Origin of the sequence: Paenibacillus sp. FSL H7-0442 (assembly GCF_038593105.1) — a bacterium.
GTDB classification, from domain to species: Bacteria; Bacillota; Bacilli; order Paenibacillales; family Paenibacillaceae; genus Paenibacillus; species Paenibacillus polymyxa_D.
Genome location: NZ_CP151963.1, coordinates 4,961,516 through 4,982,500, shown reverse-complemented (window position 1 = coordinate 4,982,500; position 20,985 = coordinate 4,961,516). Strand labels below are relative to the sequence as shown.

Annotated in this window: 15 protein-coding genes, 11 tRNA genes, 2 rRNA genes and 1 pseudogene (1 of these 29 running past the window's edge); 25 read left to right on the top strand and 4 right to left on the bottom strand. The window is 43.5% G+C overall.

What is annotated here, in order from left to right:
* The 20 genes from MHH57_RS22005 to glmS all read left to right on the top strand — a co-directional run.
* Positions 1-2,009, top strand: a 23S ribosomal RNA gene (locus MHH57_RS22005) (it extends 938 nt beyond the left edge of the window).
* A 150-nt stretch (positions 2,010-2,159) separates the two neighbouring features.
* A 5S ribosomal RNA gene (gene rrf / locus MHH57_RS22000) occupies positions 2,160-2,276 on the top strand.
* Positions 2,277-2,295: 19 nt separating this feature from the next.
* A tRNA-Asn gene (locus MHH57_RS21995) sits at positions 2,296-2,371 on the top strand.
* A 3-nt stretch (positions 2,372-2,374) separates the two neighbouring features.
* Positions 2,375-2,447: transfer RNA gene (locus MHH57_RS21990), tRNA-Thr, on the top strand.
* An 11-nt stretch (positions 2,448-2,458) separates the two neighbouring features.
* Positions 2,459-2,530 (top strand) — tRNA-Glu (locus MHH57_RS21985).
* An 11-nt stretch (positions 2,531-2,541) separates the two neighbouring features.
* A tRNA-Val gene (locus tag MHH57_RS21980) sits at positions 2,542-2,617 on the top strand.
* A 54-nt stretch (positions 2,618-2,671) separates the two neighbouring features.
* Positions 2,672-2,746 (top strand) — tRNA-Gln (locus MHH57_RS21975).
* Between the two features lie 4 nt (positions 2,747-2,750).
* A tRNA-Lys gene (locus MHH57_RS21970) sits at positions 2,751-2,826 on the top strand.
* 11 nt (positions 2,827-2,837) lie between these two features.
* Positions 2,838-2,918 (top strand) — tRNA-Leu (locus MHH57_RS21965).
* A 10-nt stretch (positions 2,919-2,928) separates the two neighbouring features.
* Positions 2,929-3,003 (top strand) — tRNA-Gly (locus MHH57_RS21960).
* A 5-nt stretch (positions 3,004-3,008) separates the two neighbouring features.
* Positions 3,009-3,085, top strand: a tRNA-Arg gene (locus MHH57_RS21955).
* Between the two features lie 20 nt (positions 3,086-3,105).
* Positions 3,106-3,179: transfer RNA gene (locus MHH57_RS21950), tRNA-Pro, on the top strand.
* A gap of 9 nt (positions 3,180-3,188) precedes the next feature.
* Positions 3,189-3,259: transfer RNA gene (locus MHH57_RS21945), tRNA-Gly, on the top strand.
* A gap of 737 nt (positions 3,260-3,996) precedes the next feature.
* Entirely contained in the window at positions 3,997-6,789 is a 2,793-nt protein-coding gene (gene ppc, locus MHH57_RS21940; protein WP_342434520.1) for a phosphoenolpyruvate carboxylase, read from the top strand.
* Positions 6,790-6,980: 191 nt separating this feature from the next.
* Entirely contained in the window at positions 6,981-7,547 is a 567-nt protein-coding gene (gene sigW / locus MHH57_RS21935) for an RNA polymerase sigma factor SigW (protein ID WP_016818747.1), read from the top strand.
* A 150-nt stretch (positions 7,548-7,697) separates the two neighbouring features.
* A complete protein-coding gene (locus tag MHH57_RS21930; protein WP_069011562.1) occupies positions 7,698-8,321 on the top strand; it encodes a zf-HC2 domain-containing protein in 624 nt (207 codons plus the stop codon).
* Positions 8,322-8,542: 221 nt separating this feature from the next.
* Positions 8,543-9,376, top strand: a complete 834-nt coding sequence (gene cdaA, locus MHH57_RS21925; RefSeq protein ID WP_013312127.1) for a diadenylate cyclase CdaA — start codon at positions 8,543-8,545, stop codon at positions 9,374-9,376.
* Positions 9,373-10,842 (top strand): CdaR family protein, encoded by a 1,470-nt coding sequence (locus MHH57_RS21920; RefSeq protein WP_342434519.1) that lies wholly within the window; start codon positions 9,373-9,375, stop codon positions 10,840-10,842. Before cdaA ends, MHH57_RS21920 begins: the two co-directional genes overlap by 4 nt.
* A gap of 60 nt (positions 10,843-10,902) precedes the next feature.
* On the top strand, positions 10,903-12,243 hold the full coding sequence (gene glmM / locus MHH57_RS21915) for a phosphoglucosamine mutase (protein ID WP_029516808.1): 1,341 nt from the start codon (positions 10,903-10,905) through the stop codon (positions 12,241-12,243).
* Positions 12,244-12,875: 632 nt separating this feature from the next.
* Complete coding sequence (gene glmS / locus MHH57_RS21910; RefSeq protein WP_029516807.1) at positions 12,876-14,708, top strand: glutamine--fructose-6-phosphate transaminase (isomerizing); 1,833 nt, start codon at positions 12,876-12,878, stop codon at positions 14,706-14,708.
* 246 nt (positions 14,709-14,954) lie between these two features.
* On the opposite strand, the pseudogene MHH57_RS21905 reads toward glmS, so the two are convergent.
* The 3 genes and pseudogenes from MHH57_RS21905 to MHH57_RS21895 all read right to left on the bottom strand — a co-directional run.
* Positions 14,955-15,215: pseudogene (locus MHH57_RS21905) on the bottom strand (Tn3 family transposase); the annotation flags it as partial.
* Between the two features lie 136 nt (positions 15,216-15,351).
* Positions 15,352-15,915, bottom strand: a complete 564-nt coding sequence (locus MHH57_RS21900) for a receptor-mediated endocytosis protein 6 (RefSeq protein ID WP_342434518.1) — start codon at positions 15,913-15,915, stop codon at positions 15,352-15,354.
* A 143-nt stretch (positions 15,916-16,058) separates the two neighbouring features.
* Entirely contained in the window at positions 16,059-16,499 is a 441-nt protein-coding gene (locus tag MHH57_RS21895) for a nuclear transport factor 2 family protein (protein ID WP_342434517.1), read from the bottom strand.
* Between the two features lie 138 nt (positions 16,500-16,637).
* Here MHH57_RS21895 and MHH57_RS21890 point away from each other — a divergent pair, with 138 nt between their 5' ends.
* The 5 genes from MHH57_RS21890 to MHH57_RS21870 all read left to right on the top strand — a co-directional run bounded on the left by MHH57_RS21890 (position 16,638) and on the right by MHH57_RS21870 (position 20,308).
* Positions 16,638-17,531: a helix-turn-helix transcriptional regulator gene (locus MHH57_RS21890; RefSeq protein ID WP_342434516.1), complete on the top strand. Its 894-nt coding sequence runs from the start codon at positions 16,638-16,640 to the stop codon at positions 17,529-17,531.
* A gap of 119 nt (positions 17,532-17,650) precedes the next feature.
* Complete coding sequence (locus tag MHH57_RS21885; protein ID WP_341162364.1) at positions 17,651-18,979, top strand: replication-associated recombination protein A; 1,329 nt, start codon at positions 17,651-17,653, stop codon at positions 18,977-18,979.
* 46 nt (positions 18,980-19,025) lie between these two features.
* On the top strand, positions 19,026-19,373 hold the full coding sequence (locus tag MHH57_RS21880; RefSeq protein WP_341162363.1) for an MmcQ/YjbR family DNA-binding protein: 348 nt from the start codon (positions 19,026-19,028) through the stop codon (positions 19,371-19,373).
* Positions 19,374-19,447: 74 nt separating this feature from the next.
* Positions 19,448-19,873 carry a MaoC family dehydratase gene (locus MHH57_RS21875; protein ID WP_342419423.1) on the top strand — a complete coding sequence of 142 codons (426 nt, stop codon included), beginning with the start codon at positions 19,448-19,450 and terminating at the stop codon, positions 19,871-19,873.
* A gap of 285 nt (positions 19,874-20,158) precedes the next feature.
* Positions 20,159-20,308, top strand: a complete 150-nt coding sequence (locus MHH57_RS21870) for a hypothetical protein (RefSeq protein WP_342434515.1) — start codon at positions 20,159-20,161, stop codon at positions 20,306-20,308.
* 379 nt (positions 20,309-20,687) lie between these two features.
* On the opposite strand, the gene MHH57_RS21865 is transcribed toward MHH57_RS21870, so the two are convergent.
* Positions 20,688-20,966: a helix-turn-helix transcriptional regulator gene (locus MHH57_RS21865; RefSeq protein ID WP_029516802.1), complete on the bottom strand. Its 279-nt coding sequence runs from the start codon at positions 20,964-20,966 to the stop codon at positions 20,688-20,690.
* Between the last annotated feature and the right edge of the window lie 19 nt (positions 20,967-20,985).

The following is a 20,985-nucleotide window of genomic DNA, read 5'->3' as shown; positions in this document are numbered from 1 at the left end:
GATTGGGTGCGGGGCCCGCAAGGGTTACCAAGCTCAGTCAAACTCCGAATGCCATAGATTTAGTTCCGGGAGTCAGACAGTGAGTGCTAAGATCCATTGTCGAAAGGGAAACAGCCCAGACCATCAGCTAAGGTCCCCAAGTGTGTGTTAAGTGGGAAAGGATGTGGAGTTGCACAGACAACCAGGATGTTGGCTTAGAAGCAGCCACCATTGAAAGAGTGCGTAATAGCTCACTGGTCGAGTGACTCTGCGCCGAAAATGTAACGGGGCTAAACACACCACCGAAGCTATGGCTTGATGCTTGCATCAGGGGTAGGGGAGCGTTGAATGCGGGTTGAAGGTGTACCGTAAGGAGCGCTGGACTGCATTCAAGTGAGAATGCCGGTATGAGTAACGAAAAGATCTGTGAGAATCAGATCCGCCGAAAGCCTAAGGGTTCCTGAGGAAGGTTCGTCCGCTCAGGGTAAGTCGGGACCTAAGGCGAGGCCGATAGGCGTAGTCGAAGGACAACAGGTCGAAATTCCTGTACCACCGTAATCCGTTATGAGCAATGGGGTGACGCAGTAGGGTAGTGACGCGGACTGATGGATGTCCGTCTAAGCAGTGAGGCTGGTGTGTAGGCAAATCCGCACATCGTAAGGCTGGGCTGTGATGGGGAGCGAAAATTGTAGTAGCGAAGGTCATGATCTCAGACTGCCAAGAAAAGCCTCTAGCCAGGAGAAGGTGCCCGTACCGCAAACCGACACAGGTAGGCGAGAAGAGAATTCTAAGGCGCGCGGAAGAACTCTCGTTAAGGAACTCGGCAAAATGACCCCGTAACTTCGGGAGAAGGGGTGCCTCGGTAGGGTGAATAGCCCGAGGGGGCCGCAGTGAAAAGGCCCAAGCGACTGTTTAGCAAAAACACAGGTCTGTGCGAAGCCGCAAGGCGAAGTATACGGGCTGACGCCTGCCCGGTGCTGGAAGGTTAAGGGGAGTGGTAAGCCCTTCGGGGCGAAGCTATGAACCGAAGCCCCAGTAAACGGCGGCCGTAACTATAACGGTCCTAAGGTAGCGAAATTCCTTGTCAGGTAAATTCTGACCCGCACGAATGGCGTAACGACTTGGGCGCTGTCTCAACGAGAGATCCGGTGAAATTTTAATACCTGTGAAGATGCAGGTTACCCGCGACAAGACGGAAAGACCCCATGGAGCTTTACTGCAGCTTGATATTGAATTTGGGTACGATCTGTACAGGATAGGTGGGAGCCGTTGAATCTTGAGCGCCAGCTTGAGAGGAGGCATCCTTGGGATACCACCCTGATCGTATCTAGGTTCTAACTTGGTACCGTAATCCGGTGCGAGGACAGTGTCAGGTGGGCAGTTTGACTGGGGCGGTCGCCTCCTAAAGAGTAACGGAGGCGCCCCAAGGTTCCCTCAGAATGGTTGGAAATCATTCGAAGAGTGCAAAGGCAGAAGGGAGCTTGACTGCGAGACCTACAAGTCGAGCAGGGACGAAAGTCGGGCTTAGTGATCCGGTGGTACCGCATGGAAGGGCCATCGCTCAACGGATAAAAGCTACCCTGGGGATAACAGGCTTATCTCCCCCAAGAGTCCACATCGACGGGGAGGTTTGGCACCTCGATGTCGGCTCATCGCATCCTGGGGCTGAAGTAGGTCCCAAGGGTTGGGCTGTTCGCCCATTAAAGCGGTACGCGAGCTGGGTTCAGAACGTCGTGAGACAGTTCGGTCCCTATCTGTCGTGGGCGTAGGAAATTTGAGAGGAGCTGTCCTTAGTACGAGAGGACCGGGATGGACGTACCGCTGGTGTACCAGTTGTTCCGCCAGGAGCACCGCTGGGTAGCTATGTACGGAAGGGATAAGCGCTGAAAGCATCTAAGCGTGAAGCCCCCCTCAAGATGAGATTTCCCAATTAGTAAGACCCCTTGAAGACGACGAGGTAGATAGGTTGGGGGTGGAAGTGCAGTAATGCATGGAGCTGACCAATACTAATCGGTCGAGGGCTTATCCTAAGATAAAACGCAATGAGTTTCGGATCCAGTTTTCAGGGTGTAACCTTGAACGTATGTACAAGTGACATACAACAAATGCATGGCTATTCGTTCACACGATATATCGTGAAGCGAATAACCGTACGATAGAATTTGCACAGCAAATTCATGTTTGGTGGCGATAGCGGAGGGGTTCCACACGTACCCATCCCGAACACGACCGTTAAGCCCTCCAGCGCCGATGGTACTTGGACCGCAGGGTCCTGGGAGAGTAGGGCGTCGCCAAGCAGAGCTTTATGCTTATTATTCCCTGATAGCTCAGTTGGTAGAGCACTCGACTGTTAATCGAGTTGTCACAGGTTCGAGTCCTGTTCGGGGAGCCATTTGCTCTCATAGCTCAGCAGGTAGAGTGCATCCATGGTAAGGATGAGGTCACCGGTTCGAACCCGGTTGAGAGCTTGTTATAGGATGGCCCGTTGGTCAAGGGGTTAAGACACCTCCCTTTCACGGAGGTAACAGGGGTTCGAATCCCCTACGGGTCATAGGGTAGTATGGAGGCTTAGCTCAGCTGGGAGAGCATCTGCCTTACAAGCAGAGGGTCGGGGGTTCGATCCCCTCAGCCTCCACCATTTTCATCCTCTTACCTGGATGAATTCTTGGGGAATTGTGAATCATATGCATATTGGGGATTAGCCAAGCGGTAAGGCAACGGACTTTGACTCCGTCATGCATAGGTTCAAATCCTATATCCCCAGCCATTAAGAGCCATTAGCTCAGTTGGTAGAGCACCTGACTTTTAATCAGGGTGTCGAAGGTTCGAGTCCTTCATGGCTCACCATTGTATTACATGCGCGTGTGGCGGAATTGGCAGACGCACTAGACTTAGGATCTAGCGTCTTTGACGTGGGGGTTCAAGTCCCTCCACGCGCATCTTGTTTTTGCGGACGTGGCTCAGCGGTAGAGCATCGCCTTGCCAAGGCGAGGGTCGCGGGTTCGATTCCCGTCGTCCGCTCCATATTTGCGCCCTTAGCTCAGCTGGATAGAGCGTTTGACTACGAATCAAAAGGCCGGGAGTTCGAATCTCTCAGGGCGCGCCATATTTAAAAAAGTATAATATCGGGATGTAGCTCAGCTTGGTAGAGCACCTGGTTTGGGACCAGGGGGTCGCATGTTCAAATCGTGTCATCCCGATACTAATTTGCGGGTGTAGTTCAATGGTAGAACTTCAGCCTTCCAAGCTGATAGCGTGGGTTCGATTCCCATCACCCGCTTACCGATTACCTAGAAGCCGAAAGGCTTCTTTTTATTTTGTCCACATTACATTTACTTCTATGTATATAGGCCAATGCAAATATGTCTCCTGTCATGCACAGCTGGGGATGACTTGTGTATATTGTACATAGGCTCTTGTTACTTTTGACACCTAGATCTCGAATCTCCTCCTCTAACGACCCCATTCTTCTGCAGTAAGGCTAATTTCGTGATCAAATCCTTTGAATGTAGGAATCCTATAGCTATTATGGTACGAATTCATGGTGATAACTCAACAGTTGCTCTTGGGTTGTGCACATTTCCCTTTATTTATGTGGGTAAAAAGCGAAGTGTTTAAGAGGAAATACCTTAGGAACACTGAGAAAATGGCTGATTTGTGTATATCCTTGTGGATAGAAGGCTAATGGAGTTGACTTTGTCAACAAATAATAAACATATACACATCATGTTGCATGAATTTGTACCTTTAAAAACACACTCTTTATAAGAGACTGTGCATAATGTTTCACGCATCACTAGTCTATATATCAATTCTTTTTATTAATTTCATCTTTTTTCATAACAATCCAATATTTTCTCAAAAGAAGTATTTCAAAAACATGATTTTTTACTGTAAATTTTGCAGCTTTTCATGCGGTTTTATTGTATGATGTTAAGAAAGTGTCAAATTTCGTGTGTATACGTACCTTTTCTACAACTGTATATGGTGTGGAACAGATCAGATGGGGGGAAAAGCATGACTGAGCTTACGTTAACCGCTAACAAAAACCAATCCAACAATCTGCTGCGGCGGGACGTTCGTTTTCTAGGGAATATTCTTGGTGAGGTATTGGTTCATCAGGGTGGCAACGAACTTTTGGATATCGTGGAGAAAATACGTGAGACAAGTAAATCGTTACGTGCCGGGTATCAGCCGGAGTTGTATGAGAATTTCAAACAAATGGTCAGCGGACTGGATACGGATATTCGTCACCAGGTTATTCGCGCGTTTGCGATTTATTTTCAGTTGGTGAATATCGCTGAGCAAAACCATCGTATTCGTCGTAAGCGGGATTATGAGCATTCGGCTGGTGAAGATGTTCAACCTGGTTCCATTGAAAGTTCCGTTCAGGAGCTTAAACAAGGGGGCTTCTCCGCTGAGGACGTTAGTAACTTGCTGAATGAGCTCTCTTTGGAGCTGGTCATGACCGCACATCCTACAGAAGCGACACGACGAGTAATACTTGATATCCATAAGCGCATTTCTGAGGACGTCATGCTGCTGGATAATCCGATGCTTACCTTGCGTGAGCGGGAACAGGTACGGGAGAATCTGCTAAACGAAGTAATTACGCTGTGGCAGACAGATGAGCTGCGTGATCGCAAGCCAACTGTATTAGATGAAGTAAGAAATGGAATGTATTATTTTCACGAGACCTTGTTTCATGTACTGCCAGATGTATATCAAGAATTGGAACGATGTTTAGACAAATATTATCCCGAACAAAAATGGCACATACCCACTTATCTGAGATTTGGTTCCTGGATCGGTGGAGACCGGGACGGCAATCCGTCTGTGACATCTCATGTGACTTGGGAAACGTTACGTATGCAGCGCAAGTTGGCTTTGAGAGAATATCAGCACACGTTAAAGGAACTCATGGGTTACTTGAGTTTCAGCACCAGCATTGTGCGAGTTTCCGATGCTCTGCTGGCTTCTATTGAAGAAGACCGTACTCACATTACACTTAAAAAGATGGAAGTATGGCATAACGAAAAAGAGCCTTACCGCATTAAACTGGCATATATGATTGCTAAAGTGAACAACATCCTGGATGAAAGCAAACAGGGTACCAATGAGCGTTACAATTCTGCGGAAGAGCTCATTGCAGACCTAAATGTTATTGACCACAGTCTGCGTCATCATTTTGCCGATTATGTGGCAAACACGTATATTCAAAAGATGATTCGCCAGGTAGAGTTGTTTGGATTCCATACAGCTACGCTGGATGTCCGTCAGCATAGTCAGGAACATGAAAATGCGATGACTGAAATTCTTTCTAAAATGAATATTGTGTCGGATTACAGTAAGCTGTCAGAAGAAGAAAAAATTAATCTGCTGGAAAAGCTGCTGAATGAACCTCGTCCGATTACTTCACCTTATTTAAAATATAGCGATAGCACACAGGAATGTCTTGATGTATATCGTACGATTTATTTGGCTCAGGAGGAATTCGGCAAGCAGTCCATTACAAGCTACTTGATCAGTATGACTCAGGGAGCTAGTGACTTACTGGAGGTTATGGTCTTATCCAAAGAGGTAGGCCTGTTCCGCATCGAGAAGGATGGCACTGTTATCTGTACGCTGCAATCTGTCCCTTTGTTCGAAACGATAGATGATCTGCACGCTGCACCTGATATTATGAGAAGATTGATGAACTTGCCTGTATATCGACAATCTGTGGCTGCGATGGACCAGCTTCAGGAGATTATGCTGGGATACTCGGACAGCAATAAAGATGGCGGTGTGGTTACAGCGAACTGGGAACTTCGGGTCGCTATGAACAGCATTACGGAAGTAGTTAATGAGTTTGGCGTAAAAGTGAAGTTTTTCCACGGTCGTGGAGGTGCGCTGGGTCGTGGAGGAATGCCACTTAATCGCAGTATTTTGGCTCAACCTCCTCATACGATTGGAGGCGGAATCAAGATTACGGAGCAAGGTGAAGTACTATCATCCCGATACTCGCTCAGAGGTATCGCGTACCGGAGCTTGGAGCAGGCAACATCGGCGCTGATTACGGCTGTAGCATATCATCGTTCCGGGAAGAAGGAAGTGTTTGAGGAGAGCTGGGAGGAGATTATCGCCCGCATTTCCCAAGTATCACTGGATAAGTATCAGGATTTGATTTTCCGAGATCCAGATTTCTTCAACTTCTTCAAAGAATCTACACCGTTGCCTGAGGTGGGCGAGCTCAACATTGGATCTCGTCCGTCCAAGCGTAAGAACAGCGAACGTTTTGAGGACTTGCGCGCCATTCCATGGGTTTTTGCATGGACACAAAGCCGTTACTTGTTACCTGCATGGTATGCGGCTGGAACAGGTTTGCAAAGCTTCTATCAAAACAATGAGGATAACCTTAAAGTGCTGCAAACGATGTTTAGGGACTCTGCTTTCTTCCGGTCACTTATTGATACACTGCAAATGGCAATCGCTAAAGCGGATTTACTGATTGCAGAAGAGTACGCTGGGATGTCGGATAATGAAGAGGCCCGGCAGCGTATTTTCGGGCAGATTTCAGTGGAGTTTAAGCTGACATCTGAGTTGATTTTGAAAATAACCGGACAATCCGAGATTTTGGACGACGTGCCGGTTATTCAGGAATCTATCCGCTTGCGTAATCCTTATGTCGATCCGTTAAGTTACTTGCAGGTTCAATTGCTAAGTGAGCTACGGGAGTTGCGGGATCAGAACGGTGATGATACGGAGATGCTACGTGAGGTATTGTTGACGATTAACGGAATTGCCGCAGGCTTGAGAAATACGGGCTGATATAGTGCGGTTGTACGAATACAGGCAATCGGGTACTCATGGGGTACCCGATTGTGCTGTTTGTATATTGAAGGCAGGCGTGCTTGCAGTTAGTAACAATACTACAGTTGATTTCCGGATAAAATTAAACTACGATGAATAATCATAAACATATAATAAGTAACCCATCAGCAAGTCTGGGGGAGTATAGAGTGGATAATATGGAAAGCCGCTTGGTAAGGCTGGTACAGAAAGGCGATCAGCGAGCTTTTGCGGAGTTAGTCGAGTTATATAAAGATCGGATTTTTCATCTTTCCTACCGGATGCTAGGTAATCGCCATGAGGCGGAGGATCTGGTGCAGGAAACTTTTTTGCGTGTGTATCGTAATTTGGAAAAATACGATCATGGACAGAAATTCTCAACTTGGATTTATCGAATTGCTACAAATCTGTGCATTGATCGTCTGCGAAGGAGAAAACCTACATACTCACTTGATGCTGAAATGAATGATCAGGAAGGTGTCGATGGGTACGCCATGCTCGCCAGTGAAGAGCTTACCCCTGAGGGGAGCACGCTTCTGTCTGAAACACAGGCCTTGATTCATGACGCCATCGACAGCCTTCCGGATAAATACAGAACGATTATGGTTTTACGGTACTTGCAGGAGCTTTCCTTACAGGAAATCAGCGATGTGCTCAATCTCCCAGTCACCACTATTAAGACAAGAGTACACAGGGGACGGGATTTTCTGCGCAAAAAACTGGAGCACAAGCTATAGATCATGCGCATAGATTCTAGGAAAAGAGTCTGCGTAGATGTTTTTATGAAACATAATGCTCGTTGTAACGTATGTAAGATGAGCAAAGTTTCTAAGCCGGAGCATGTTATGTTGAGAAACACGGAAGAATATTAGAAAGGATTGGCTCATATGGATTGCAAACAAGCCGTCTCTTTTATGCATGACTATCTAGATGGCGACCTGTCTGAGCAGGACAAACATGAGTTGGAACAGCACTTGTTAGACTGCCCGGAATGCCGCATGCGTTTTAAAGAGCTGGAGCGGACGGATGCGATGCTTTACGGTACACGCTATCATCAAGTGCCGTGTGTATCGGATGAGCTGACATTTCGCATTATGAATGCTTTGCCGCCGCATAAAAGACAGACTGCGGTGCCTATGCTGACCTGGGTGAAAAGGCATCCCGCTGTAACAGCCGCCGCCTTCTTCCTTATTGTTATATGCTCAAGCATGGCCAGCTTTTCTGGCACGGACCATCAATTGGTAGTCAAAGGAAGTCATCTGGATCAAGTTGTTATTCAGGGCGATACTGTGATTGTGCCTGAGGGGAAATCCATTGCCGGAGATTTAACAGTGCAAAATGGTGAAGCCCGTGTATACGGTGAAGTGGAAGGTAATGTCACTGTAATTGATGGTTCTTATTATCAAGCGTCCACCGCCCATATTGCAGGACAGGTTAAAAGTATTGATCAAACCTTGGATTGGATTTGGTACAAGGTTACTGATTTATTCGGGGGACCTTCTTCTCCATAAAAGAAGCTTGAAATGGCAAGGACGATATCGAGCGCCTCTTTCCGCTGGAAAAGGCGTTTTTTTGTATATGAAGCTGGCGAATTGTACTGTATTTTACTGATTTTGGAGGTTCTTTTGTCACACAGCTTGCAACGTGAGCCTGATCGTTATAACCTAGATAGAGAGAGCACACTGTGTACATATTACACCCACTCACTACAGAAAATTGCGGGGGCATGCGCATGTTGGATTATTTTGCGGACCTGACTTGGAAAGAGTCCATTAAAGATATTATCGACATTTTGATCGTAACCTATATTATGTATCAGCTTATTTTACTTGTTCGCGGAACGCGTGCAGTTCAATTGTTGAAAGGGATTCTGTTTCTGGTTGTCATTTGGGCGGTTAGCACCTGGTTTGATTTGTATACGCTCAAGTGGTTGATGAATCAGATGTTCACCTTTGGTGTGGTGGCTATCTTTATTATTTTTCAGCCTGAGTTGCGTCGTGCACTGGAGCAATTGGGGCGTGGCAAATTATTTGGGCGTTCGTCTGCGGATGATGAAGAGATTAACAAGTTAATCGGAGAAATGATTAAGGCGCTGAATTATTTATCACGTAGGAAAATAGGAGCTTTGGTCGTATTTGAGCGCGAGACAGGGCTAAACGAATATACGGAGTCTGGTATCAAGACACAGGCCGTAGTCAGTTCTGAACTGCTAATTAACATCTTCATTCCTAATACACCTCTGCATGATGGTGCGGTGATTATTCAAAATAAACAGATTGCTTCTGCGGCCTGTTATTTGCCATTATCGGAAAATCCGTTCATTAGCAAGGAGCTGGGAACCCGTCACCGGGCTGCGATTGGGGTGAGTGAGGTAACGGATGCCGTAACTGTCGTGGTATCGGAGGAAACAGGACAAATTTCTTTGGCCATTAATGGACAGGTCGTGCGCGACATTAAGGAAGAATCCCTAATCTCCAAGCTGTATGAGGAGTTGCGGCCAACACCGTCTTTGAAGGAAAAACGCGGCTCATTCTGGAATCGGAGGGGAGGCCGTGGAAATTCATGATGGACAAATGGATTAACAATAATACGATTTCCAAGATATTGGCGCTTGCGGTTGCTGTCCTGCTGTGGGGAATGGTCCATCTAGATACAGGTACACCTTCATCTACGTTGACCGTTTCTTATAATAATAAAGTGATTGATAATGTAGCCATTCAGGCCAGTGGTCTGGATGATTCAAAATATGTATTGTCAACCATGGATACTGACCATGTTAAGATGGAGGTCAGAGGACAGCGTTCTGTGTTGACTTCCTTTTTTGCGGATAATTATCAAGCAAAGCTAAACTTAAACGGCTTAGGAGCAGGTACTAAAACATTGTCACTCGAACCGGACTTGCCGGATGGAGTGGAGTTGGTATCTATGACTCCTAACCGTGTTACAGTGACGATTGAGGAAAAACAAACGAAATCATTTAATGTATCTATAGTTCCTAAAGGAAACCCAGATGCGGGACTGCAGCTTGGTAAGCCTGTGATTGCTCCTCAGACCGTGAAGGTCACCTTGCCCAAAAGCCAGTTGAGTACCGTCACTGCCGTTCTGGGGGCTGTTAATACGGATGGCATCTCAGAAAAGTTTGAACAGAAGCGTGTAAAACTGAAGGCTTATAATAAAAAGGGACAGGAACTTACGGGAGCGGTCATTGAGCCGTCTACTGTGTCCGTTGAAATTCCGGTAACTCAGCAGGCGAAGTCTGTGCCTGTTAAGATTGTCTATTCCGGAGAGTTGCCAGACGGACTGGTGCTTTCTAAAGTGAATGCAAACGTGAAGGAAGCGGCGGTATATGCATCGCAGGATGTATTGAGCAGCCTCAGCTCTTACGTCACGGCTACATTGGATTTAAGCCAATTTACGGAAGCGGGGACTCGTACAGTTCAAGCTAATTTGGCAGCCCCCTCAGGTTCTGATAAAATCGAGCCAGGGTCCATACAAATTCAGGTGACTGTTGTTCCTTCCAATGAAGTCACAGATACGGAACGGACGCTGTCAGGCATCCCAATCGTTTTACAAGGTGCAGGAGATGGAGCGACTGCGACTGTTACAGCGCCCGCAGGCAAGACGATGGATGTTACTGTGAAGGGCCCGCAGGATCTGGTAAACAATTTAACCAATGATGATATTAGTTTGGTGGCAGATGTAAGTGGCCTCGCGGCTGGTCAACACGAGGTTACTCTGAAAGTAGGCTTGCCTAAATATATTACGCAAGCCGGAAATGCTGGCCAACTAAAGGCAACGATCAACATTGAGATCCCTTCTACGCCTGCTGTAACGAATCCGAATAGTGAGAATGAATCAAACCCCTCTGGTAGTGGCGAAAAGGGGCAGGAGAGGCCACAGGAGGGGCAAGGCAATCAAAGTGGAAACTCTGACGTTAAGACCGGGGACAACGCAGCTGCGGAGGATAAAACAAATCCTCATAACGGCGCAGATTCTTCTGCGAATGGAACCCCGGAGAACAGTCAGCCATAACATGTTTTATCTGTAGTAAATAATCATGATTTATTAGACAAAAAAAGGGAGTCATTTTACATGGGGAAATATTTTGGTACAGATGGTGTACGAGGCGTTGCTAATCAGGAACTTACAGCCGAACTGGCATATAGCATTGGCCGCTGCGGCGGATATGTTTTAGCAGGTAATGTAGAGAAACCGACAGTTGTTATTGGTATGGATACACGGATATCCGGTCTGATGCTGGAATCGGCTCTTGTAGCCGGTTTGCTGTCCATTGGAGCTAATGTGGTTCGCCTAGGTATTGTTTCGACGCCTGGGGTGGCATATCTCACACGTCAATTGAAAGCTGACGCTGGTGTAATGATCTCAGCATCACACAATCCAGTTGAAGATAACGGCATTAAGTTTTTTGGCGGTGACGGTTTTAAATTGACAGACGAAACGGAATTGAAAATTGAAGAGCTCATGGATGCAAAAGAAGACCAACTGCCTCGTCCGATTGGCGGCGGATTGGGAACGGTTGTTGTAGACGAGCATTCCCGTTACGATTATCTGGAGTTCTTGAAAACAACAATTAGCCATTCTTTTGAAGGAATAAAAATTGTACTGGATTGTGCAAACGGAGCAGCTTATGAGCTGGCGCCGAAGCTTTTTGCAGAATTGGGAGCTGAGGTGCACACCATCGGTGCCGAGCCTAACGGTTTGAACATCAATGATCATTGCGGCTCGACTCATCCTGAAAAGCTGAAAGAGGAAGTGCGCCGCTTGAAAGCGGATATTGGTCTGGCCTTTGACGGCGATGCCGACCGTCTGATCGCAATTGATGAGAACGGGGAAGAGGTAGACGGCGACTATATTCTCTGCATTTGCGGAGATGCAATGAACCGCGCTGGAAAACTCAAGGACAGCACTATTGTATCGACAGTGATGAGTAATATCGGTTTTTATAAAGCTACTGAAAAGCTGGCACTCAAGACTGCAAAAACTGCGGTCGGGGACCGTTATGTGATGGAAGAAATGCGTCGGGGTGGATTTAATCTGGGCGGTGAGCAGTCTGGTCATGTTATTTTCCTGGATCACAATACGACAGGCGATGGCATGCTGACTGGGATTCAGCTGGTAGATACCTTGAAAGCTTCCGGCAAGAAAATGAGTGAGCTAAAGTCGCTCATGAAACAGTATCCGCAAGTGCTCGTAAATGTGCGTGTGCAGGACAAACGCAATTACGAGGGGAATCCTGCTATTGCAGAAGCAATTGAGCAGGTGGAACAACAATTGGGCGATAATGGGCGTGTACTGGTTCGTGCTTCAGGCACAGAATCGCTCATTCGTGTGATGGCCGAAGGCCCGGATAAAGATGAGCTGGAGCAATTTGTCGGTCAGATCGTAGATGTCGTGAAGAAAGAATTAGTTTAAAATTTTGTAAACGTCGGTTGCCTGTGAAAAAGAAGCAGGCAACGGCGTTTGCGGTTATTTACTAGCGATTTATTGCCTTCATGGTGTAATTATGAATAAAGTGTCATTGCCAAATGATACTTAGCTGAATATAATATAGGGATGCTGTGACTCAGATAGAGAAAGCGAGGGTTGTAAGGTAACGTAATACAAGCGCCAGAGCTTGATTTTGTGCGGGGGAACTTGGTGGAGAAGCAACGGATTCAGTTGAAATAAAGTTGCTTGCAGATCGGTTCACGACAAAACAAGCTGACGAGGTGAAGGTGTTCGAAACATTCGGCGGGGACCTTCCGGTGAAGCATCAAGCCGTAAACCGGCAGCGGAAAATGAACAGGCAACTGTTTACACAACGCACCGGTAGATGCCTTTATTATTTTATAACCTAAATTATAAGATTCATTTCATGAATGTGCGGCCATCATCATTGGCGTGCGCGGTTTGGGAATTTCGTTACATTCGTGAAGAGATGCCTGTAAATTCTATAGTTATCATTGACAACTTCATAGATGAATGAACTTTATTCCACAATCTACCGCACACGTTAGTCCTGTGATGAGTCGTCTTGTGAAATGATGATCGGGAGGATAACGAATATGTGTGGCATTGTAGGATATATTGGTAATCAGAATACGCAAGAGGTATTGATTGACGGATTGAAGAAGCTGGAGTATCGCGGTTATGACTCTGCGGGTATTGCCGTGTTTACAGATTCAGGATTGCAAGTAGCCAAGGCTAAAGGTCGTCTGGCGAATCTAGAAGCTAAACTGGATGGTACGCCGTTGGTAGGCCATGCAGGTATCGGACATACACGTTGGGCAACGCACGGTAAGCCTTCTGATGAAAACTCCCATCCACATTTGGATGAGAGCCAAAAGTTCTCTGTAGTTCACAACGGAATCATTGAGAATTATCTGGAGCTGAAGGAGCAGCTGATCAGCGAAGGTCATACCTTTATTTCCGAAACGGACACCGAAGTTATTTCCCATCTGGTTGCGCGTGAATATAAAGGGGATATCGTTAAAGCAGTACAAAAAGCAATTACCTTTATGCGCGGTGCTTTTGCACTGGGTGTGCTGACAGAGCATGAGCCTAATAAGCTGGTTGCTGTTCGTCAAGCTAGCCCGCTGGTTATTGGTGTGGGAGAAGGCGAGAACTTTATCGGTTCCGACATTCCGGCTATTCTGAAATATACACGCAATGTATTTATTTTGAACGATGGCGAAATGGCTGTTTTGACCAGTGATGCTGTCGAATTAATGACAATCGAAGGCCAATTTATTTCTCGGGAAATGATTCATGTCGAATGGGATGCTGTAACAGCGGAAAAAGGCGGCTATGAGCATTTCATGCTGAAAGAAATTCACGAGCAGCCTAAGGCTTATCGTGACACAATGTTGGGCCGTATCGATAAAGATACTAAAAAAGTTGTTCTTCCTGAACTGAAGCTGACAGAAGAACAAATTAAAAATATCCGCAACATTCAAATTGTTGCGTGTGGTACAGCTTACAATGCAGGTTTGATTGGCCGTACGGTTATTGAAAGTCTGGCTCGTATACCGGTAGAGAATGATGTGGCTTCCGAATATCGTTATCGTTCACCTATCGTAACACCAGAGACATTGGTGATCGTGGTGAGCCAATCCGGTGAAACTGCTGACACGTTGGCAGCACTGCGTGAAGCACAAGCAAACGGCGCTCATGTACTGGCGATTACAAACGTAGTCGGTAGCTCCATCGCTCGTGATGCAGATGATGTGTTGGTTACACTGGCAGGACCGGAAATTGCCGTAGCCTCGACTAAAGCCTATTCTTCGCAGTTGATTGCGTTCTATCTGTTTGGTTTGTATCTCGCTCAAGTGCGTGGCACACAAACGGATGAGCAAGTAGCCCATGTGCTGGCTGCTATGGAATCTCTGCCAGAGCAAGTGGAAGAGATGCTGGGTAAAGCAGATGCGATCAAATCCTATGCTGAGCAAATTGCAAGCCACAAGCACCTGTTCTTTATTGGTCGCGGTCAGGACTATGCTGTAGTACAGGAAGGCTCCCTGAAGCTCAAGGAAATCTCCTACATTCATTCCGAGGCATATGCTGCGGGTGAGCTGAAGCACGGTACACTGGCATTGATCGAAGAGGGAATTCCAGTTATCGCTTTGGTAACACAGGAATCCGTGTTGGAGAAAACCGTGAGCAACATTAAGGAAGTCAAGGCTCGTGGTGCAGATGTTCTTGCGATTACGTACGAAGAGCACGCAGTTGAGTTGTTGAAGTCCGTGGATCAGGTATTTGCCATTCCGAAGACACTTCCAATTCTGTCTGCTGCAATTTCGGTTGTATCTCTCCAACTGTTGGCTTACTACGCTTCTCTTGCGCTGGGTCATGATGTTGATAAACCACGTAACCTGGCGAAAAGCGTTACCGTAGAATAAGCTTTAGTAAAATTCTAAATTAATGTTGTGTACAGACAATAAAGTCATGTACTAGACATTAAAGTTGTGTACTATTATTAATGACAGATAACAAGAATATTTCTTCTTAGTAAGTATTTAATAAAAAGCCCGATGAGCACGTATCATCGGGCTTTTTATTAAATTCAGAGGGTGACTGCTTAGGTTTCAATCAGAGCGAATATAAATTGCATAACAAGTCAAAAGCTTTTGAATCCTTTCCTGTTAGCGAAATCCGAGCAAATGCGTTAAACCAAAGACTTGATCGGTGTAACCGGCTGTATCCGTATAATGCACCTCGATGGCCAAGTCTGTTTCATGGTGGAGCAAACCGTCGATGACGTGTACGGCATCCCGAGTGTTCGTATTGATGACTTTCGTGTAGAAAGAGGAAAATTGGTCGCTCACGAACCGATAAATCGTAGCTCCTTTTCCCGTCCTGTAATAGGGATTCGCATCTACGTGAAGCGTCGAAACTCCAATCTGGAGGGCATTCCATCAGTGACATTCTTTTACATACAAAAAGAGCAGCCAGTTTAGTTGCTCTTTTTGTATGTAAAATATATTGAGTTTTCATCAATTGAATCTCCTAATAGAGAATATTAATGTCCCATTTCCTTGCAGATTAATCAATTGTGCATAATTTCCCCTTTAGAGGATACTTTCTACTAGAAGATAAGAATATAGTCTTTTCGTCAAAATATTTATTAAAATAGTTGTTCGTTTTTAGATGAATATCAGGCTGATACCATTTAGAAAACCCATTTCGCTGAAACAACAAAGGCATACCCAATTGCTCGGATCGCTTCCCCTTTAAACCATCTCCAATGTTCAGCGAATCAATATATATTCGATCAACAATCCCCTGTAATCTTTTGGGGAAATCTGGCGTGAAGGGCAAAAGAGGAGAAATGGATGCCTGTGTAGCAATTCCTGCTGCATGGACATTTCTAAGAGCCTTTAAGCGCAGGTTGATTCCTGGAGCTAAAGGTGCAAAAAGTCGCTTTACATCTTCTCGGTCTGTTTCAATAGTCATAGAAACTAATAACTCACAATGTTGTTGTAATTCTAAAAGTATATCGAGGTCTCTAACCACCAGAGGACTTCTTGTTTGGATTTGAAGGAAATCTGGTGGAGATTCAATCATCTCCGTTAATATTTTTCTTGTTATCTCAACCTTACGCTCCATGGCTTGGTATGGACAATCTGCATGTTAGATACCCCTTCATTTTAAATATTTATATAAATGAAATTCCGAATGAACAGAAACTCCCTCCACCAGTTCAACTGATAAAGGGAGTTTTAATTAATTTTAGTAAAAGATGTGTGTATTTAGAACGCATCAAGACCCGATATAATCCCAGGATGGCGGACAAAAGACCAATGGGAATGTACTGTACGCCATTCGCCATTAATTAAACGAAAAACTTCAGTAGTATTCCAACATTTTTGAAGTTTTTCTTGTCCATCTTCTCCTGCTACATAATTGTGTAAATTATAACTCAACACAGCCAAATCACCAGCTTCACTGACAGCGAGATCTGGATTGAGATATTCACTCCGAATAATATTAGGATTTTTATAGCGTGACAAAATATGTTCTCTCACCGCTGAATTACCTACAATAAGTTTTTCAGTCACAGGATCGAAGTATGAAATATCATCACTGTAACTATCCAGGTACCCAAAGCAGTCTCCTTGATTCCACCGTTCATTATTAGCGCGTTCTATATTCAATACAGTTTCAGCTATTTCTTTGATATTTACACTCATTTTTTTTGCTCCTTTTTTTTAGATGTTGGAAGTGATATGATCATTTTAGGTCATTAAACACAAATGATAAAGGCAAAACCGGGAAAATAAATGATACTTTTCGGACATTCTACATTTTGAGTAAAGGAGGTTTATGTAGTGGTTCGCATATCAAAGCAAAAAATAAATATAGAACGTCTTAAATATCAACCTGTACTACCTTATCCATACGATTTAGAAATTTTTCGAGTCTCTGATCTTAAACAACGGACACCCAAAGAAAGGATGAGTGTAACTTATAGATATGAATTCTATATGCTTATATGTGTTACTCAAGGTGAGTGTATACAATGGGTCGATTTTGAGCCGATTTCCTGTAGCACAGGAACCTTTCTTGCCATATCCCCAGGTCAAGTTCATAATTTCGGACATGATGAGAATTGGGATGGTTGGATTATTTTGTTTCGTTCGGAGTTTCTTATACCTAACACATCAACATTAAATGAGCTTAAACTAGCTTTTGATTTTGGAAGGCTACCAAGCATTCTAAATTTAAATCATAATGAGTTGCGTCGTAGCATCGCTTCTATTGAACGAATGATCGAAGACTTGTTGATTGAAGGGACAGAAGAAGATATTCATATGTTGTTGCGTTACCAACTCTATGCATTTGTGACTTGGCTCAGTATTCTTCATAAATGCAAACGGATGAACGAAACAATAGATTCTCAAACATCGCTGCGTTTTATAAGCTTCCAGAAACTCGTTGAGAAATACTTCGCTAAGTTGAGCCATGTCAGTGAATACGCTACTCGTCTAAACTGTACGGAAAAAACTCTAACTCGAGCAACTATGGCAGCAGTTGGAATAAGTGCAAAATCTTTCATTTCGGCCCGGATTAATCTTGAAGCAAAACGTCTGCTGATGCATACGGACTATTCTATTAGTGACATTGCGGAAAAGCTTAACTTCAAGGAGGCCACCCACTTTAGTAAATTTTTCAAACGTGAAACAGGTTGTACGCCTGCAGAATTTCGACAGCAGCATCTTTGAAATTATTAACTTACTCGAGTGTCTACTACCTTTCATATTGAATAAAACACTAATTGTAGTTATATATTAATGTTTTCTCGTGTACTTTTTTAAAATATGTTGTTTGAGGAAGTGATTTTATGATCCAAGGATCTTTATTTGATGATGATTATGATCAGGGACGGCCTTTAGCAAATCGGGTACGTCCACAAAATTTAGAAGAATTTGTAGGTCAAAAACATTTGCTTGAACCCGGAAAAGTATTACGTGAAATGATTGAGAATGATCAAGTTTCATCTATGATTTTTTGGGGGCCACCAGGAGTGGGAAAGACAACGTTAGCTAAAATAATCGCCAATCAAACCCAATCTAAATTTATTGATTTTAGCGCTGTGACTAGCGGTATCAAAGATATTCGTAGTGTCATGAAAGAAGCTGAAGGAAACAGGCAATTAGGTGAGAAAACACTTTTATTTATTGATGAAATTCATCGTTTTAACAAAGCACAGCAGGATGCCTTTCTGCCTTATGTGGAAAAGGGAAGCATTATATTGATTGGAGCAACAACCGAAAATCCATCGTTTGAAGTGAATTCAGCCTTGCTTTCTCGTAGTAAAGTGTTTGTGCTTCATCCACTCAATCATGCAGATATTTTAGAGCTATTGCAAAAAGCATTAGCGAACCCAAAAGGGTTTAATAATCAATCAATCGAGATCGAAGACGGTGTTTTATCAGCGATTGCTGAATATTGCGATGGAGATGCCAGAGTAGCTTTAAACACACTAGAGATGGCTGTATTACACGGGAAAAAATCAGATGGAGCCATTGTAGTGAATAAAAATGATTTAGCACAAATGTTAAATCGCAAGTCATTATTATATGACAAAAATGGTGAGGAACATTATAACATCATATCTGCTTTGCATAAGGCGATGAGAAATAGTGATGTTAATGCTGCAATTTACTGGTTATCGCGCATGTTGGAGTCCGGGGAAGATCCATTATTTATTGCTCGAAGATTGGTCAGATTTGCAAGTGAAGACATTGGTTTAGCAGATAACCGAGCTTTGGAGATAGCAGTAGCTGTCTTCCAGGCTTGTCAGTTTATTGGTATGCCAGAGTGCGATGTACATCTAACCCAAGCTGTCATTTATCTCACCTTGGCCCCGAAGTCCAACGCAGCTTATTTGGCCTATAGAGCTGCAAAAAAAGACGCCCTGCATTCCGTAAATGAACCTGTTCCCTTACAGTTACGAAATGCTCCGACTAAATTGATGAAAGAACTGAATTACGGGAAAGGTTATAAATATGCCCATGATACTCAAGAAAAATTAACAATGATGCAGACCATGCCAGATTCTCTCATCGGACGCGTATATTACCACCCCACTATACAAGGATCTGAAATGAAATTTAAACAACGGATGGAAGAAATTTCAGCATGGTATGCAAGCCACAAAGAAACTTAATTGCTTTAATGTATAGATGATCCAATAGAAATCGAGGAAATTCGTCATGACAATAGAAAAAATTATTAAGCATTGCTTATCATACCCAAGTTCATATGAAGATCACCCTTTTGGAGACGGATGGACTGCGATGAGACATCAAGGGAACAAAAAAATTTTCGCCTTGATATACAATCATGATGAGCATCTTTGCGTCAACCTAAAATGCAACCCTGATCATGCTGATTTTTTGCGAAAAGCGTTTGAAGAGGTAAAGCCTGGTTATCACATGAACAAGGAACATTGGAATACAGTAATATTAGATGGTGATCTGCCAGAAGATGAAATTCACGATATGGTGCATCATAGCTTCGAATTGACCAAGCCAAAAAGCTCCAAAAAACATACTAGCTAAAGATAAATTTCTTATTGACAATTAAATTTTGCGGAATTCATTATGTAAAAGTATCCGGTTTCGAGAGGTGTAATATGAAGTTTAATGAATTCTTTGTAGGGCAGCGGTTCGAGACTGATTCTATAAAAGTAACCAAAGAAAAAATTATGGAATTCGCATCTGAATTTGACCCTCAGTACATGCATTTGGATGAGAAGAAAACTCAGGAAGGCATGTTTGGAGGAATTATTGCTTCAGGAATCCAAACATTAGCCCTAACATTTAAACTATGGGTAGAGTGTGGTTCATACGGTGAAGATGTAGTGGCTGGTACTGCTATGGATAATATCCGATTTATAAAACCTGTATACCCTGATGATGAGTTACATGTAGTTGTTGAAGTCATTAATCTAGAAGATAACCGAAAGAATACAGGAATTGTAACTGTGAATTTATCTACTTTTAATCATACGACTCAAAAAATTTTTGAAGGGGATCTTTCTGTAATAATAAAAAAATAACGTATCTTTAAATAAATGAAATTGACGGGATATCTTTCATTCACGTATTCCAAAGCGGGGAGAAAACATAGTAGCTCCTATCGTCAGCGTAAAGGAATGCACAAAAGATAATTGTATCCGTTCAGAGAATAGCTCCTGCAGATGCAGGAGCTGTTTTTGTCTGCACTAAACATTCAGTTGGCTGCATCATTGACACTGACCAGCACCGGGAAAATCCAGTGATTTGCTGTTGTGGGAAGCAAAATTTAAGGAACGCCTTTATGAGAAGATATATCCTTTGATGACATGAAAGAAATTTTAGGTACTACCTTTTACTGGATAGAAAAAGAGCTTAAAAAGTACGAAGATCTAGTTTTAGAACTTCTATTAGAAAAATTGTATTCTAAAGAGATATTAGAAAATATAAAAACGGACGCACATTTTAATATAAAATGAAATTAAAATAAGTACTTTAATAATATTATTAGTACAGTTTTTTTAATGAATTAATTAAAAATACTGGACTTCAGTACACAACTTTATTGTATGTACACAAATGTCTGGTGATAAAAAAGTCTTGAACCAGTAAAAAAAGTCTGGAACTAGTCATTTTACAAACATCAAGAAAGATCCCGATGATATATCGGGATCTTTTTAGCTTAGGAGGGCAATTATGTCTACAATAGGCCAACGAATTCGAACTATTAGAAAAACAACAACTTAAATCAAATAAAGTTTGCAAATATAATTGGCATTTCTCAAAGAACGTTGAGTGAGCTGGAGCAAGATAAATACAGACCCTCTCTTGATATAATTATAGCAATTAAAGAAAACTTCAATTCCCATATAGAGTGGTTAATCTTTGGAGATACGCCTGTATCAATTGAGCCCACACAGTAGGGAACGTCATTCGATTAGCAATACAAAGTAGATAATCAGTTGTAACGTCAAAAACCTTTGCTAAAGATATTAAATGATTAATTTCAGGCCGTGCTACGTTTCGCTCCCAATTAGAAGCAACCTGTTTAGTTACCCCGATCTTATTAGGAATTTCCTTTTGTGTCCATTTATGGAGTAGTCTCGATTTTTTACAGCGCTGTTCCAAAGTATTCATGAATTCATCTCTATTGAGA

Coding starts and splice junctions, on each gene's coding strand:
- ppc (WP_342434520.1), top strand. CDS start 3,997: ATGACTGAGCTTACGTTAACCGCTAACAAAAACCAATCCAACAATCTG.
- MHH57_RS21930 (WP_069011562.1), top strand. CDS start 7,698: ATGGATTGCAAACAAGCCGTCTCTTTTATGCATGACTATCTAGATGGC.
- cdaA (WP_013312127.1), top strand. CDS start 8,543: ATGTTGGATTATTTTGCGGACCTGACTTGGAAAGAGTCCATTAAAGAT.
- MHH57_RS21920 (WP_342434519.1), top strand. CDS start 9,373: ATGATGGACAAATGGATTAACAATAATACGATTTCCAAGATATTGGCG.
- glmM (WP_029516808.1), top strand. CDS start 10,903: ATGGGGAAATATTTTGGTACAGATGGTGTACGAGGCGTTGCTAATCAG.
- glmS (WP_029516807.1), top strand. CDS start 12,876: ATGTGTGGCATTGTAGGATATATTGGTAATCAGAATACGCAAGAGGTA.
- MHH57_RS21900 (WP_342434518.1), bottom strand. CDS start 15,915: ATGGAGCGTAAGGTTGAGATAACAAGAAAAATATTAACGGAGATGATT.
- MHH57_RS21895 (WP_342434517.1), bottom strand. CDS start 16,499: ATGAGTGTAAATATCAAAGAAATAGCTGAAACTGTATTGAATATAGAA.
- MHH57_RS21885 (WP_341162364.1), top strand. CDS start 17,651: ATGATCCAAGGATCTTTATTTGATGATGATTATGATCAGGGACGGCCT.
- MHH57_RS21880 (WP_341162363.1), top strand. CDS start 19,026: ATGACAATAGAAAAAATTATTAAGCATTGCTTATCATACCCAAGTTCA.
- MHH57_RS21875 (WP_342419423.1), top strand. CDS start 19,448: ATGAAGTTTAATGAATTCTTTGTAGGGCAGCGGTTCGAGACTGATTCT.
- MHH57_RS21870 (WP_342434515.1), top strand. CDS start 20,159: ATGAAAGAAATTTTAGGTACTACCTTTTACTGGATAGAAAAAGAGCTT.
- MHH57_RS21865 (WP_029516802.1), bottom strand. CDS start 20,966: ATGAATACTTTGGAACAGCGCTGTAAAAAATCGAGACTACTCCATAAA.